This is a genomic window from Nitratireductor pacificus pht-3B (genome assembly GCF_000300335.1).
Lineage (GTDB): Bacteria > Pseudomonadota > Alphaproteobacteria > Rhizobiales > Rhizobiaceae > Nitratireductor > Nitratireductor pacificus.
On record NZ_AMRM01000004.1, the window covers coordinates 160,133 to 174,654 of the forward strand.

General features: G+C 64.1%; 15 protein-coding genes. 13 read left to right on the forward strand and 2 right to left on the reverse strand.

The features are described from left to right. Window positions 1-176: 176 nt before the first annotated feature. A complete protein-coding gene (locus tag NA2_RS21880; protein ID WP_008594878.1) occupies window positions 177-446 on the forward strand; it encodes a hypothetical protein in 270 nt (89 codons plus the stop codon). Window positions 447-764: 318 nt separating this feature from the next. Here NA2_RS21880 and NA2_RS22125 read toward each other — a convergent pair whose 3' ends face one another. Beyond that, on the reverse strand, window positions 765-923 hold the full coding sequence (locus NA2_RS22125; protein ID WP_192814161.1) for a hypothetical protein: 159 nt from the start codon (window positions 921-923) through the stop codon (window positions 765-767). Between NA2_RS22125 and NA2_RS05005 the strand changes: the two genes are divergently transcribed. Beyond that, window positions 922-1,668: a DUF3800 domain-containing protein gene (locus NA2_RS05005; protein WP_081582610.1), complete on the forward strand. Its 747-nt coding sequence runs from the start codon at window positions 922-924 to the stop codon at window positions 1,666-1,668. The two genes, NA2_RS22125 and NA2_RS05005, sit on opposite strands and share 2 nt — an antisense overlap. Before the next feature lie 181 nt (window positions 1,669-1,849). Here NA2_RS05005 and NA2_RS05010 read toward each other — a convergent pair whose 3' ends face one another. Continuing rightward, the gene (locus NA2_RS05010) at window positions 1,850-2,827 is read right to left on the reverse strand and encodes an IS1595 family transposase (protein ID WP_008594883.1); all 978 of its coding nucleotides are present in this window, start codon (window positions 2,825-2,827) and stop codon (window positions 1,850-1,852) included. 460 nt (window positions 2,828-3,287) lie between these two features. Between NA2_RS05010 and NA2_RS05015 the strand changes: the two genes are divergently transcribed. From NA2_RS05015 to phnN, 11 genes are all read left to right on the forward strand, one after another. Continuing rightward, on the forward strand, window positions 3,288-4,238 hold the full coding sequence (locus NA2_RS05015) for an NAD(P)H-dependent flavin oxidoreductase (RefSeq protein ID WP_008594885.1): 951 nt from the start codon (window positions 3,288-3,290) through the stop codon (window positions 4,236-4,238). Window positions 4,239-4,345: 107 nt separating this feature from the next. Then, window positions 4,346-5,887: a sensor histidine kinase gene (locus tag NA2_RS05020; RefSeq protein WP_008594886.1), complete on the forward strand. Its 1,542-nt coding sequence runs from the start codon at window positions 4,346-4,348 to the stop codon at window positions 5,885-5,887. Beyond that, window positions 5,884-6,492, forward strand: a complete 609-nt coding sequence (locus NA2_RS05025) for a response regulator transcription factor (protein ID WP_008594888.1) — start codon at window positions 5,884-5,886, stop codon at window positions 6,490-6,492. Before NA2_RS05020 ends, NA2_RS05025 begins: the two co-directional genes overlap by 4 nt. A gap of 87 nt (window positions 6,493-6,579) precedes the next feature. Continuing rightward, window positions 6,580-7,062: a GlcG/HbpS family heme-binding protein gene (locus NA2_RS05030; RefSeq protein ID WP_008594890.1), complete on the forward strand. Its 483-nt coding sequence runs from the start codon at window positions 6,580-6,582 to the stop codon at window positions 7,060-7,062. 301 nt (window positions 7,063-7,363) lie between these two features. Beyond that, on the forward strand, window positions 7,364-8,203 hold the full coding sequence (gene phnC, locus NA2_RS05035) for a phosphonate ABC transporter ATP-binding protein (RefSeq protein ID WP_008594892.1): 840 nt from the start codon (window positions 7,364-7,366) through the stop codon (window positions 8,201-8,203). Window positions 8,204-8,285: 82 nt separating this feature from the next. After that, a complete protein-coding gene (phnD, locus tag NA2_RS05040; RefSeq protein ID WP_008594894.1) occupies window positions 8,286-9,194 on the forward strand; it encodes a phosphonate ABC transporter substrate-binding protein in 909 nt (302 codons plus the stop codon). Between the two features lie 65 nt (window positions 9,195-9,259). Beyond that, window positions 9,260-10,228 (forward strand): phosphonate ABC transporter, permease protein PhnE, encoded by a 969-nt coding sequence (gene phnE, locus NA2_RS05045; protein WP_008594896.1) that lies wholly within the window; start codon window positions 9,260-9,262, stop codon window positions 10,226-10,228. A gap of 2 nt (window positions 10,229-10,230) precedes the next feature. After that, window positions 10,231-11,796 carry a phosphonate ABC transporter, permease protein PhnE gene (phnE, locus tag NA2_RS05050; protein WP_040676823.1) on the forward strand — a complete coding sequence of 522 codons (1,566 nt, stop codon included), beginning with the start codon at window positions 10,231-10,233 and terminating at the stop codon, window positions 11,794-11,796. 115 nt (window positions 11,797-11,911) lie between these two features. Continuing rightward, on the forward strand, window positions 11,912-12,619 hold the full coding sequence (locus tag NA2_RS05055) for a DUF1045 domain-containing protein (protein WP_040676826.1): 708 nt from the start codon (window positions 11,912-11,914) through the stop codon (window positions 12,617-12,619). Window positions 12,620-12,621: 2 nt separating this feature from the next. Continuing rightward, the gene (locus tag NA2_RS05060; protein ID WP_008594901.1) at window positions 12,622-13,761 is read left to right on the forward strand and encodes an alpha-D-ribose 1-methylphosphonate 5-triphosphate diphosphatase; all 1,140 of its coding nucleotides are present in this window, start codon (window positions 12,622-12,624) and stop codon (window positions 13,759-13,761) included. Next, window positions 13,758-14,390 (forward strand): phosphonate metabolism protein/1,5-bisphosphokinase (PRPP-forming) PhnN, encoded by a 633-nt coding sequence (gene phnN, locus NA2_RS05065; RefSeq protein WP_008594903.1) that lies wholly within the window; start codon window positions 13,758-13,760, stop codon window positions 14,388-14,390. Before NA2_RS05060 ends, phnN begins: the two co-directional genes overlap by 4 nt. Window positions 14,391-14,522 lie beyond the last annotated feature (132 nt).

A 14,522-nucleotide genomic window follows, 5' to 3' on the forward strand; every position in this document is an offset into this window, starting at 1 on the left:
GATTGTATATTTGACAAACCCGAACACCCTATCTGACATGGCATGCGGATCGGTGATTGCGCTTTCAGGTAAGCGTTGGGAAAGGCGCGTTTGATATGGATCGTATTGCGCCTTCGCGAATTTCGCATATATGGTGATGTTGGACTTAACCCGTCCTAATTTACTGGAGTTTTGCCATGAGTGAAAAACTGCGCGTGATCTGCTATCAGGATCACGGTGTATGGCTTGCGCAGGCACTCGAACACGATATCTGCGTTCAGGCCGATAGTCTTGACGATCTTTATGGTCGTCTTGAAGTTGCCGTTCGCCTTGAGAGCGAGAGTGGCGGCCTTGACAATATCGCGCCTGCGCCCGCTCACTTCCAGCGCATGTGGGATAAAAAGGCGGGGAGCTACACACCTATGTCAGCAAATAGCGACCACTACGAAATGGCGCTGGCTGCGTAGACATGGCATATCCGTTTGGCGGTCACCCGCGTCTCGCGGATTATATAGGACAGGCTCGCAAAGACCATGGCGCTACCGCACAAAGTGGTAGCGCCCCCGACCAGTCGGGCAAGTCGCACTCCGTTACGAAGATCACAATCCCTGACACCGGCAATTCAGTTGTCGTCGTCGGCGTTGAACAGACAGAGTACCTTGTGCCGTCGATGGTGGGTTATTTAGACCGACGCCTTGGCATCAATTCACCATGGTTTGCGGTAGACGTAGGCGATGATGAGCAGCCGATTTAGCCCCACGCGCTGGTAGGGCCGTCACAAACATTCACTGCTTCGACTTACCGTCATTTTCGGACGGCTTCTTCGCGACCTTCTTCACGATCCGGTCAAAGGCTTCCTCGGACTCGTCCGTTTCCAGTTCGCGGGCGGCTTCACGGAATTTGTCTATCTGTTCTTTAGGTTTATCGGCTAGCTTCGCTGACATGCCTTCTGGACCCCTTGTTAGCGATGACCGTTGCCACGACTATGCGGCTTTCTCTGACGAAAGCCACAGCGATGGTAGCAACACATACATGGTCATTGGCGGCATTCTACTGCGCAGCGCCGATGCGCACAAATTCTCATCCGCCGTTTCCGAAATTTACAAACCGTATCGGTGGCCGGAATCGATCCAGTGGAAGTCTACGAGCAAAGCCAAGGTAGAGGCCTATAAAGCGGTGATCGATCTGGTTGCCGAGTGGCGCTATGCGCGCCGCCTGGATTTCGGGTGCATAGTTTTCGATAGCCGAAAAATCGACCACGACAAATACAACGAGAGTGACCCAGAGAAGGGCTTCTTCAAGTTTCTATATCAGCATCATCTCAAGTGGTCGCGACACTATGGGAAGTCAGCGAAGTTTCGCTGCTTCCATGGCAACATGGAAACTGGATACGATCTGAGCGAACTCCACAAGTGCCTCAACAATTCAATCAAGATAACGTTGCCGGTGATGCGGCGACCCTACATCCAAGTTGACTTCCTGCCGGTCAAACAAACGAGGTGTATGCAGGTTGCAGATTTGCTCATCGGTGCTGTTGGCTACGCCTGCAATGGGAAGTTCGAGTCCGAGCCAAGCACGCCGCGAGCAGAGGTTTATCGATATATGAAACATGTTTTCGCGTGGCCAGACTGGAGCGCCGAAACAGTTTGGCCTGAGTTCGGTTTTCACATCTGGCACTTCAGACTTTGAGCAGGAGCACCTATCCCGAAGGATTCAGGACCAGTAAGCATGATCCCTTTCGGCTACTCCCACCCATTAGAAATATAGTGGGTTTCCCCTTTAGAATCAAGGTTCATTCCGCCTCCGAAACAACCCTCTCCAAAGTGGTAGCTTCATCTGAACAGGCTTCCGATAGTGCTCATTCTTCGCATCAATGAGGTTGCCTATAGGTGAGGCGGCGGCCCTGGAAGCCCTCCAGTGCTTTAGCCGCGCGGGCGCTATCTTCAACTCCAAGGGCAGAGCGGTTGGAATAGCGGAAATCGAATTCCGCCAGATAGCGGTGCAGGTGGTGTTCGGCGCAATGCTGATATACGCCCTTCATGCCACGCTTGAAGATGCTGTAGTAGCCTTCCACCGTGTTCGTGTTGATGTTCACGGAGAAGATGCGTTCGCCATCGTGGCCGTATTCTGTGCGGCCATATTCTTTAGCCGAATGCTCGACGCGACCATGAAACGCGAATTCCTTGCCGACGCGCTTGTAGTGGACCGCCTCGTCAGTCATTAGCTGGCTTTCCTTGGCGATGTTCTCGCGCACGATAGGAATGACGCGGGCAACCGTGGTTGCGTCGATATGGAACGAACGGGCACGGCCACCACGCTCCACCAGCGTCATGACGATGTTCTTATGAGCGCCAGAAGCCATCTGCTTCGGTACGCCGGCTAGGCGACCAATATAGGTCTCATCAGCCTCTACCGTCATGCCATTGCCGCCCATAGGCGTGAAATCATCCGAGCGCATGGCTTCACGAATGCGGTGCGCCAGAAACCAAGCGGTCTTGTAGGTCACCTCCAGAGTGCGGTGGAGCTGATGGGCGCTGATGCCCTTCTTGCTGGAACACATCAGGTGGATTGCCTGCAACCACTTGTGGAGCGGCAGGTGGCTTTCCTCGAAGATCGTGCCAATGCGCACGGTGTACTGCTTGCGGCACTCACCACACTTGTACAGGCCGTGGCGTTCGATGCCTTCCGGGTTCTTCTTGGAGGGCTTCGTGCGAACGCCTACCAGTTTGTAGTGCTTGTCCATTCCACCGCAATGCGGGCAAACCGGACCCTGGGGCCACAGGATAGACTCCACATGCTCGAATGCTGCGGCTTCATCATAAAAATAAGGGCGGTTCAGAACAGACATTTTCCCATCTCCTTGATCCCAATATAGGAATCTCGGGTGGGTTTGTCAAATATACAATCGCCGAACTTTAGTATGAACATAAAGGGAACAAATGATTTGGGCAATCGTGTTTGCCGACATCCGGCATTCGTCAGATGCGCCGGCAGTGCATCTTGCAGTCTGGCGCTTCATCCGGCACCGGCGTAAGCGCGAAAAACAGGGAGATGAACCGGTCTGCTTGGCAGTGAATCCGCGCTAATGAAGCCATGGCCTGGCGCGGTTGAACCTTCGATAAACCGACCGTTCCATCTTGTTGTCTTCCGCATTACCGTGGATGCCGGATGGAGCCGCTTGACGGCAGAACGCCTCGAGGCTCGCCCGCGCATTGCCGAAAAATGACGGGAGAGCTTTCCTCCTTGGTGGCACTTGCTGTAGAAGGTTTGACGTTTACGAGAACGTCAATTGAAAGAAAGGCCGTCCCATGGCGCTTCCGGCAGTTCTGAATGGCTTGCGCCTGCCCGTGGTGGCGGCTCCGCTCTTCATCATCTCGCATCCTCCGCTGGTCATGGCCCAGTGCAAGGCGGGCGTCGTCGGATCGTTTCCGGCGCTCAACGCGCGACCGAAGGAACAGCTCGACGACTGGCTGTCGGAAATCTCCGAGGGATTGGCCGCGCACGACGCCGCCAATCCCGGGCGTCCCGCCGCTCCCTTCGCCGTCAACCAGATCGTGCACCGCTCGAACGACCGGCTGGAGCACGATCTCGCCGTCTGCGTGAAGCACAAGGTGCCGATCGTCATCACCTCGCTGGGCGCGGTGGAGGAGGTCAATCAGGCCGTGCACTCCTATGGCGGCATCGTGCTGCACGACATCATCCACGACCGCCATGCGCGCAAGGCGATCGAGAAGGGGGCGGACGGACTGATCGCGGTCGCCGCTGGGGCGGGCGGCCATGCCGGCACGCTGTCGCCTTTCGCCCTGGTTCAGGAAATTCGCCAGTGGTTCGATGGCCCGCTGCTTCTGTCCGGCGCCATCGCCAATGGCGGTGCGGTGCTGGCGGCCGAAGCCATGGGCGCGGACCTCGCCTATATCGGCTCGCCCTTCATCGCCACGAACGAGGCGCGCGCGCCCGACGCCTACAAGGAGATGATCGTCTCCTCGCGTGCCGCCGACATCGTCTATTCGAACCTCTTCACCGGCGTGCACGGCAATTACCTGAAGGGTTCCATCGAGAAGGCCGGCATGGACCCGAACAACCTGCCGGAGGCCGATCCATCGAAGATGAATTTCGCCAGCGCCGACGCCAAGGCCTGGCGCGACATCTGGGGCAGCGGCCAGGGGGTCGGCGCGGTGAGCGAGATCACCGGCACCGGAGCGCTGGTGGACAGGCTCGCGGCCGAGTATGCGGCGGCGAGGGAGAGGCTCTGCGGCTAGACCCGCTTGAGGCTGGGCGTGAAGCGGTTTCCAGCCTGCATCTCGCTCCTCACTCACGAATGCGCGCCATCTATCGTCATGCTCCGTCAACCTGCTAGTTTCCGGTCATGACGAACGGCGACGCAAAATCCGGGGGCAATGGCTGGCTGAGACCGTTTCTGGTCTGGTGCGTTCTGGTGGTTCTGGCCGGCGCGGCGCTGGCGGCTTACCAGCGCATGGTTCTGGTCGCCGAGCTGGAGCGGCAGAGCGCGACCCTGCATCGCCTTGCCTCGCAGCAGGCCGACCAGCACGACGCCCACATGACCGCGCTTTCGGCCATTGCCGTGGCCGGTGACGGACGCAGTTTCGATCTGTTTCTGGAAGTCGCGGCCACGATCACCCGCTTCTATCCGCGCATCGTCGCGGTGCAGCTCGTCTCCCTGGACGGGCAGAGCGAAACGGTCGGCACCGGGCCGCTCGCCCCGGCGCTGGCCGAGGAGATCCGCGCGGCGGCGGGTGCCGCCGATGGCGGCATCGTCCTTCTGCCCGACCGCGACCTCCCCGATCACTACCGGATGATCAAGCGCAGCCCCAACAACGACGCGGCGCGCTATGGCCTGACCCTGCGGATCGATGCGGGAAAACTGGTGGCGGATGCCGGGCCGTTCTGGTCGCAGCCGGGGGTCGACATGCGCCTCCTGCTGCCGGAAGGCGGGATTCTCGTCGGATCCGAGACGCTGCCGGTTTCGGCGCGCTACGAGAACACGCTGGGCAGCGCCTCGCAGCCGCTTCTTCTGCAGACGGGCATGGACATCGGCCTCGCCGATCTCCTCCCGGCACCGCGCGTCTTGCTGACGCTGCTCGGCGTCAGCCTTCTCTTTCTGGCGGGGCTGGCCGTGATGCGCCAGCGGGCGCGGGCGCGCAGCGCCATGCAGCAGGTGCGGCTGAGCGCCATGGAGACGCGCCTCACCCATGCCTCGCGCGTCAATGCGCTCGGCGAGCTGGCGAGCGGTCTCGTGCACGAGCTGACCCAGCCGCTGACCGCGATCCTCGCGCAGGCGCAGGCCGGCCGCCGGTTCCTGTCGCGCGGCGATCATGCGGCGCTGGTTCCCGTGCTCGACGACACGGTGACGCAGGCGCGTCGCGCCTCCGATATCCTCCGGCGCTTCCGCGACTGGTCGCGCCCGCAGCAGGCGCCCGCGGCGCCGTTCGACCTGCGCGATGCGATCCGCAATGTCCGCGCGCTTCTGGAACAGGCAAGTGCCGCGCAGGCGGTCCGCTTCGACCTGCATCTGCCGGACGCGCCGGTCATCGTCAGCGCCGATGCGGTGGAGATGGAGCAGGTGGTCTTCAACCTCATGCGCAACGCCATCGAGGCGCTGGAAGGTCGGGACGGCGCGCGCCGGGTGACGGTTGGCCTGACCTGTGACGTTGCCATCGCGACGCTGGACATCGCCGACAACGGTCCCGGCGTGCCGCAGGCGCTGCGCGAGCGTCTGTTCGCGCCCTTCACCACGACGCGGCCGGGCGGCACCGGGCTCGGCCTCGCGCTCAGCCAGCGCCTCGTTGAGCGGGCCGGCGGCGAGATATCCCTGCTGGACGGCACGGCCGGCGCGACGTTTCGCGTCGTCCTGCCGCTTGCCGGCGCGATGCGGGAGGCGGCCCAGTGAGCGCGCCGGTCTATCTGGTGGACGACGACGAGGCGGTGCGCGGCGCGCTCTGCCTGCTCCTGTCGACCGTGGGCATCGAGGCGACGGCTTTTGCCGATCCGCAGGCGTTCCTGGCGCGGGTGGACCAGCTCGAACCCGGCTGCCTGATCCTCGACATCCGCATGCCGGCGATCTCCGGCCTGAAGCTCCAGGAGCGGCTGGGCGAGCGCGGCATAGACTGGCCGACCATCGTCATCTCCGGCCATGGCGACATCGAAGCCTGCCGCCGGGCGTTCCGCAACGGCGCGCTGGACTTCCTGTCCAAGCCCGTCGACGAGCAGGACCTGATCGACGCGATCCAGAAGGGACAGGAGGCCCTTGAGAAGACGTTGCGTTTGCGCGCCGAGAAGGCGGAGGCGCTGGGCCTGCTCGAAAAGCTGACGGCGCGCGAGCGCGAGGTGCTCGACCGCATCAGCGAGGGTTTCACCACACGCCAGATCGCCGAAGGGCTGGGCCTCTCGCCGCGCACCGTGGAAAGCCACCGCGCCGCCATCGGCGCCAAGCTCGGCACCACCTCGCAGGCCGAGCTGACCCGCATCTGGCTCGAGGGCCGCGAGGCTCCGTAGAACTACGGATCGGCGCGCAACCGCTACGAATGTCGCCCGCGCCCGGCCGGCGCTAGCTTCTTTTCATCACAGAAAAGGAGACCCGCAATGATCCGCAACTTCATTCTTGCCGCGTCCATCGCAGCGCCTGCCGCCGCTTCCGCTCAGGAGCTTCCGTCGGCGCCCTACCTGCCGCTGGAAATGGCCGTGACCGCGGCCCAGACCGCGCTCCGGTCCTGCGCCGCGTCGAGCCACAATGTCAGTGTCGCCATCGTTGGGCGCGACGGCGCCACCAAGGTTCTGCTCAAGGCCGACAATTCCGGACCGCACACCGCGAGCAGCGCCGAGGGCAAGGCCTTCACCTCTGCCGCCATGGGCCGCGACACGGCCGGGCTTGCCCAGTTCATCACCGACAACCAGCAGAATGCCGGCCTGCGCGACATGGATCCGCGCCTCGTCATCCAGGCCGGCGGCCTGCCGATCCGGATCGGCGGCGCGCTGGTGGGCGGCATCGGCGTCGGCGGCGCCCCCTCGGGCGACATCGACGCAGGCTGCGCCCGGGCCGGTCTCGACGAGATCGGCGCCGAGTAAGCGGCCGAGTAAGCGCAAGTCAGTTCCTCCCGCGACAGGGGCCGGCCACGAGCCGGCCCTTTTCGTGTCTGGCCGGTCCCGCTTCCGGCGGTGTCCCCGGTGAGGTAAAGCCGCCCGCGCACCGGGCGCCATGAGGCGCCATCGGCCGTTTCCTGGACGATGAAAGTCGGGGCGCTTCTGTGGACTGTCAGAAATCTGACATGTGAACGACATCTGGCCTTCATGCACACCCGTTAGGCGGTTTGGCGAGAAGGGCGCAAAGCCCTGGTGAGCCAAAAATGGCGTCTAACGGGGAAGCCAGATGCTGGAAATCCGCCAAGTCACCCGACGCTTCGGGCCGAACACGGCCGTGCGCGATGTGACGCTGGAAATCGAACAGGGTGAAATGGTCGGCGTGATCGGACGGTCCGGCGCCGGCAAGTCGACGCTTCTGCGCATGATCAACCGCCTGATCGACCCCTCGGAGGGATCGATCTCCTTCCATGGCCAGGAGGTGTCCGCGCTGCGCGGCGCGCCGCTGCGCCGCTGGCAGCGCGACTGCGCCATGATCTTCCAGCAGTTCAACCTCGTGCCCCGCCTCGACGTGTTGACCAACGTCCTGCTCGGCCGGCTGAACCGCCGCTCCACCGTCCTCAACCTGATGAGCATGTTCACGCGCGAGGAGCGCATCGGCGCCATCGCCGCGCTGGAGCGGCTCGACATCGCCCAGACCGCGCTCCAGCGTGCCGGCACGCTGTCCGGCGGCCAGCAGCAGCGCGTCGCCATCGCCCGCGCCCTGATGCAGGAGCCGAAGGTGATCCTCGCCGACGAGCCGATCGCTTCGCTCGACCCGCTCAACGCCAAGGTGGTGATGGATTCGCTGGCCGACATCAACGCCCGTGAGGGCATTACCGTGATCACCAATCTGCACACGCTGGACACGGCCCGCGCCTATTGCAGCCGCATCGTCGGCATGGCGAACGGCGCGGTCGTCTTCGATGGCCCGCCGGAGGCGCTGACCGGCGAGGCGGTGCGCATGATCTATGGCGGCGAGGAAGGCGCGGAGCTGTCCGAGGCGATCACCTCGACCAGCATTTCCGTGCCGCTAAAGCCCGTCAGGGAATCTTCCGGCCAGGCCGTGCCGGCGCTTGCCGCCGTCTGACGCCGGGATCGTCTTGCCCGCGTAACGGGCCTTTCACTCGAGAAACCAGTCGGCGGGGCCGGCTGCAAACAGGAGAGATGTCATGTTCAAGAAAGCTCTTATGGGTGCTGTCGCGCTCACCGCCTTAGCCGTCGGCGCCGCGCAGGCCGAGGACCTGAAGGAATTCCGCATCGGCATTCTCGGCGGCGAGAATGAAGCCGACCGCCTGCGCAACTTCCAGTGCATGGTCGACCAGCTTCCGGAAGTGCTGGGCGTCGAGAAGGTCTCGCTGTTCCCCGCCGCCGACTATGACGGCGTCATCCAGGGCCTGCTCGGCGGCACGCTCGACTATGCCGAGCTCGGTGCATCGGGCTATGCGAAGATCTATCTGGAAGACCCGAAGGCCGTCGATCCGATCCTGACGACGGTGCAGACCGACGGTTCGACCGGCTATCACTCGGTCATGGTGGCGCGCAAGGATTCCGGCATCGCGACGCTGGAAGACATGAAGGGCAAGAAGCTCGGCTATGCCGACCCGGACTCCACCTCCGGCTTCCTGATCCCCTCCGTCACCCTGCCGAAGGCGATCAACGCCAAGGTCGAGGATTTCTTCTCCGAGACCGGCTTCGGCGGCGGCCATGAAAACCTGGTCCTCGAAGTGCTGAAGGGCACGTTCGACGCCGGCACCACCTGGGCCTCGGGCGTTGGCGAGTTCTCCGACGGCTATTCCTCCGGCAATCTGCACAAGATGGTCGAGAAGGGCCTCGTCGACATGGACGATCTGGTCGAGCTGTGGAAGTCGCCGCTGATCCCGAACGGCCCGGTCGTGGTGCGCACGTCGATGGACGACAGCATGCGCCAGGCGTTCAAGGCCTTCATGATGGAACTGCCGAAGAAGGATCCGGCCTGCTTCTCGGCCATCCAGGGCGGTGACTACACGGGCTACACCGAGGTGACGCCGGCCTTCTACGAGCCGATCATCGAGGCGCGCCGCGCCAAGATCGGTTCCTGATCCAGTTCCAACCCTGACGCGTCGCCGGCCTGCGCCGGCGGCGCCGTCGCATCGGCGTGCCATTCATGACGACAATCCCTCATCCCCGGCCGCTTTCCGAAGCGGGCCTCGCCGTCGAGCGCCACTGGCGCGAGCTGGCCGGACGCCGGCGGCTCTACACGGTCGGCGGCATCCTGTTCCTGGTGCTCGCCATGAGCGGGTCGCTCTGGTTCGCCAATGATTCCAATGCGGGAAAGTTCTTCGACCGCCTGCCTTATCTCTTCGACTTCGCCGGCCAGATGGTGCCGCGTGACGGATGGGAGATCTGGCGCGCCCTGTTCGATCTGTCGTCCCCCTATGACGATGGCAGCCTGAAATACAACTATCCCGACGGGCGGGTCTATTTCACCGAAACGCTCTACCTGCCCGAATATTTCTACAAGATGCTGGAGACGATCAACATCGCACTGGCCTCCACGCTGGTTGGCTTCGGCCTCGGCTTCCTGCTCTGTTTCCTGGCCGCTTCGAACCTGACGACGCGGCGCTGGCTTCGCTTCTTCGTGCGCCGCTTCATGGAAGTGCTGCGCGCCTTTCCCGAAATCGTCATCGCCGGCTTTTTCCTGGCCGTGCTGAGCATCGGCGCCGTTCCGGCCATCATCGCCGTCTCGATCCATACGGTCGGCGCGCTGGGCAAGATGTTCTTCGAGGTGGTCGAGAACGCCGACATGAAGGCGGAGGAGGGACTGCGGGCGGCCGGAGCGAACTGGGTCGAGCGCGTCTGGTTCTCCATCGTGCCGCAGGTCATGCCGAACTTCCTGAGCTACGGGCTGCTCCGGCTCGAGATCAACGTGCGCGCCTCGACCATCATCGGCGCGGTGGGCGGCGGCGGCATCGGCGAGGCGCTGCGCCTGTCGATCAGCCGCAACCATGAAGCCAAGACGCTGGCGATCATCCTGCTCCTGTTCTGCACCATCGTGGCGGTGGACCAGCTTTCGGCCTGGCTGCGCAGCCGCATCGTCGGCAGGCAGGCCTTCGAATTCGGCAGGGGAGCATGACGATGACAGAAGCAGATTCGAGCGCATTGATGGCGCGTCACCCCGCAGTCTTCAATCGCCCCCTGATGGAACGCCTGCGCGGGTTCCTGGTGGCCGCCGGCATCGGTCTTTACCTGGTGTTCGCATGGTGGCTGTTTGCCATCGGTCAGGTCGTCTCGGGCGGAAACTGGGACATCGCCGGCACCTATCTGGCCGACTGGGTGTCCTACGAGGTGCGGCCGAACATCGATTTCGAGGACAATGCGCTGGCGATCAGCTTTCCGCGCTTCTCGCCGCTCGGCGACGACCCCAGGCCGGAATGGCTCGTCACGGAAACCGCGCTGGTCGAAAGCCGCAGCTCGGCGGCAGGCGAGGCGGCGGGACAGGGTGGCGGCGCCACCAGCGGCGAGGGCTTCCTCGGTGCGTTGGGCGGCAAACCCGCCGACAGTTCGCCCGCAGAGAGGCCGCAAGAGAGTTTCCTCGGACCGGTTGGCGGCCAGGCGCCGGCGTCCGAATCGGCTCCCGGGCAACCCGCCATTCAGCCGGCGGCCGCGACCCGCGAGGTGGTGGTGCGCGCCGATGTCTCGCTGGGCGGCGAGAACCGCATTCTGATCGAACCCGGCCGCGTCGCCGTCACGCGTGGAGACGAGACGCTGGTGCTCGATGTCGAGCGCAATGTCAGCGTCACTCCACAGGGTGATCTGCCCGAATGGGCGAGCCAGCGCGCCCCCGGCGCCAAGGTGATCGTGCGCTTCGGCTTCGCCGGCCGCGCCGAGATCGAGGATGACGAGGTCAAGGTACGTCGCCGGTTCCTCGGCTGGGAGAACTTCGTCTTCGACACCCGCTCGTCCTATTGGGGGAAACCGGCCTCCGAGGTTCTGGGTCTTGTCGCCTTCGGCGAGCGGATCGAGCCGGCGCGCTCGAACCTGGCGCTCGCCTGGGACAACATCGTCAACAATGCCGACTGGCAGCATGGCGATGTCTGGCTGAAGCTGCTGCAGACCATCGTCATGGCCTTCGCTGGCACGGTGCTTGCTTCGCTCCTCGCCTTCCCGCTGGCCTTTGCGGCCGCGCGGAACATCACGCCCAACCGGTTCGCCAACCAGGCGCTGAAGCGCTTCTTCGATTTCCTGCGGTCGGTCGACATGCTGATCTGGGCGCTGTTCTTCACCCGCGCCTTCGGACCCGGTCCTCTGGCGGGCATATCGGCGATCTTCTTCACCGATACCGGCACTTTCGGAAAGCTCTATTCCGAGGCGCTGGAGAACATCGACGACAAGCAGCGCGAGGGCGTGCGGTCGGTCGGCGCTTCGCCGGCGTCGGTGCAGCGCTTCGGTGTCGTGCCGCAGGTCCTGCCCGTGTTCCTCAGCCAGTCGCTCTATTTCTGGGAATCGAACACGCGCTCCGCCACCATCATCGGCGCGGTTGGCGCCGGCGGCATCGGCCTGAAACTCTGGGAAGCCATGCGCACCAACCAGGACTGGGAGAACGTCGCCTATATGGTGATCCTGATCCTGATCGTCGTGTTCGTCTTCGACAACATATCGACCATGCTCCGCCAGCGGCTGATCGGCAGGCAGGCGGGCTGACGCGGGGAGAAGTGACGCGGTTGCCGTCTGCTGCTAGTTTCATCATCCCGTTCAGGGGATTCGTTATTCTGTCATGCAAATCGCCTATTGCATCGCGATTGGCGAGGAAAACACGATGCGTTACGCGATCTACTTTACCCCACATCAGGACGACCCGCTGACGCGCGCCGCCGCGCGCTGGCTCGGCCGCGATCCCTTTGATGGCGAGCAGACGCCGCCCGTGGCGGTCGCGCCCTTCTCGGCGGCGGAGATCGCGTTTCACACCGCGGCCGCCCGCCGTTACGGCTTCCACGCGACGCTGAAGGCGCCGTTCCGGCTGGCCGAGGGCGAGACGGAGCGGGACCTGATCGCCGCGCTTGACGATTTCTCCCGGCACAGCGCGCCTGTCTGCGTTCCGCGCGCCGTGGTGCGCCGTCTCGACGGGTTTTACGCGCTGGTTCCCGAGGAGCCGTTTGCCGCGCTCGATGCCTTTGCCGCGGGTGTCGTGACCGAGTTCGAGCGCTTCCGCGCGCCGCTGAGCGGCGAGGAGGTCGAAAGGCGCAACCCCGAGAGCCTCACCCCGGCGCAGCTGAAGAACCTCCAGAAATGGGGCTATCCCTACGTCTTCGAGGAATTCCGCTTCCACATGACCCTCACCGGCCGCGTGCCGCAGGGCGAGGCCGTGCGCATGGAACGCGCAATCGACACATTCTTCGGCCCTCTTCTGGCCGAGCCATTGGAAATCTCCTCGCTGGCCCTGTTCGTCGAGCCCGAGCCTGGGGCACCCTTCCTGGTGAAGTCCTTCCATGAGCTCGGCTGGAAAAAAGAAAGAAAGACCGCCTGAAAATGACGCATGAGTTGGTATTGAACAACGCCCGCATCGTGCTTGCCGACGAGATCGTCGAGGGCAGCATCGCGATCCGCGACGGGCAGATCGCCGATGTCTCCACGGGAGCGACGACCACCGGCGAGGACATGCAGGGCGACTACCTGATCCCCGGCCTCGTCGAGCTGCACACCGATCATCTGGAGCGCCATTACGCGCCGCGCCCGAAAGTGCGCTGGAATCCGATCGCCGCCGTGCTGGCGCATGACGCGCAGATCGCCGCCTCGGGCATCACCACGGTGTTCGACGCCCTGCGCATCGGTCTCGACGAGGACAGCGATCTGGAAGCGCGCGAGATGCGCGACCTGGGCAACGCCATCGAGAGCAGCGTCGAGGCAGGCCGCCTGCGCGCCGATCACTTCCTGCATCTGCGCTGCGAGGTCTCCGCGCCCGACTGCCTCGAAGGCTTCGGCCTGTTCGAGGGCGACAGCCGGGTGAAGCTCGCCTCGCTGATGGACCATTCGCCGGGCCAGCGCCAGTTCACCCGGATGGACACCTACGAGGTCTATTATCGCGGCAAGACGGGGATGAGCGACGAGCAGTTCCGCAGTTTCTGCGAGAAGCGCATGGAGCAGTCGCGCCGGCATTCCGGCGTCAACCGCAGCGCCATCGCCGACATGTGCCGGGAGCGCGGCATCGTGCTGGCGAGCCATGACGACGCAACGCTCGACCATGTGGGCGAGGCGGTCGCGCAGGGCGTGCGCGTGGCGGAGTTCCCGACCACCCAGGAGGCTGCGCGCGCTTCGCACGAGGCCGGCATGGCGATCCTGATGGGCGCGCCGAACGTGGTGCGCGGCGGATCCCACTCCGGCAATGTCTCGGCCCGCAGCCTGGCCGAGGGGCGCACGCTCGACATCCTGTCGTCGGACTACATCCCCTTCAGCCTGATCCAGGCCGCCTTCTCGCTCGGCGAGACCGTCGAGCACATCTCGCTGCCGCAGGCCGTCGCCATGGTGTCGAAGAACCCCGCCGAGGCCGTCGGCCTCGATGACCGCGGCATCATCGCCATCGGCCGCCGCGCCGATCTGGTGCGCGTGCGCGTTGACGAGCATGTGCCGATCGTCCGTTCGGTCTGGCGCGAGGGAGCGCGGGTGGCATGAGGGCTTCCGCCTCGCTCGAGCGCGTCATCGACGAGCAGGATTTTCCGATCCGCCATGGCGTGTTCGTCGCTGTTGCCGGCCCCTCGGGCGCCGGCAAGGATTCGGTGATGGACTATGCGCGCCAGCGGCTCGGCCCGCAGGACAGCGACGTGGTTTTCGTCCGGCGCGCCATCACGCGGCCGATGGACGGGGCGGGCGAGGTGCACGACTGCCCGACGGATGCCGAGTTCGAGGCGGCGCGGGCGCGTGGCGCGTTCGCTGTCAGCTGGGAAGCCAATGGGCTGAAATATGCGCTGCCTGCGCGTGTCGACGATGTGGTGCGCGCCGGCCATGTCGCCGTCGCCAACGTGTCGCGCGCGGTCATTCCCGCCTTGCGCGAGCGCTACGGCAACGTGATCGCGGTCATCGTCACCGCCGAGCGAGCCGTGCTGGCCGAGCGGCTGTCGCGGCGCGGGCGGGAGACCAGGGAAGAGGTGCTCGACCGGCTGCAACGGGCGCATGCCCGCGAACTGGTGGTCGCCGATGCGCTGGTGATCGACAATTCCGGCCCGCTCGAAGAGGCGGGAGAACGGTTTCAGGACGTGCTGCGCCGGGCGGTTGCGTGGAGCGCCGTCAGCGATTCGGTATGAGCCCGGAGCGTTTTGCAGTCAGGTGGACTCACCTGACGCCCGCATAAACGCGGGAAGCAATAGGATAGATAGACCCTTGCAGCGTTTCTATGAAACGTTGAACGGGTCTATGGAAAGGGCGGCCCGAACGCC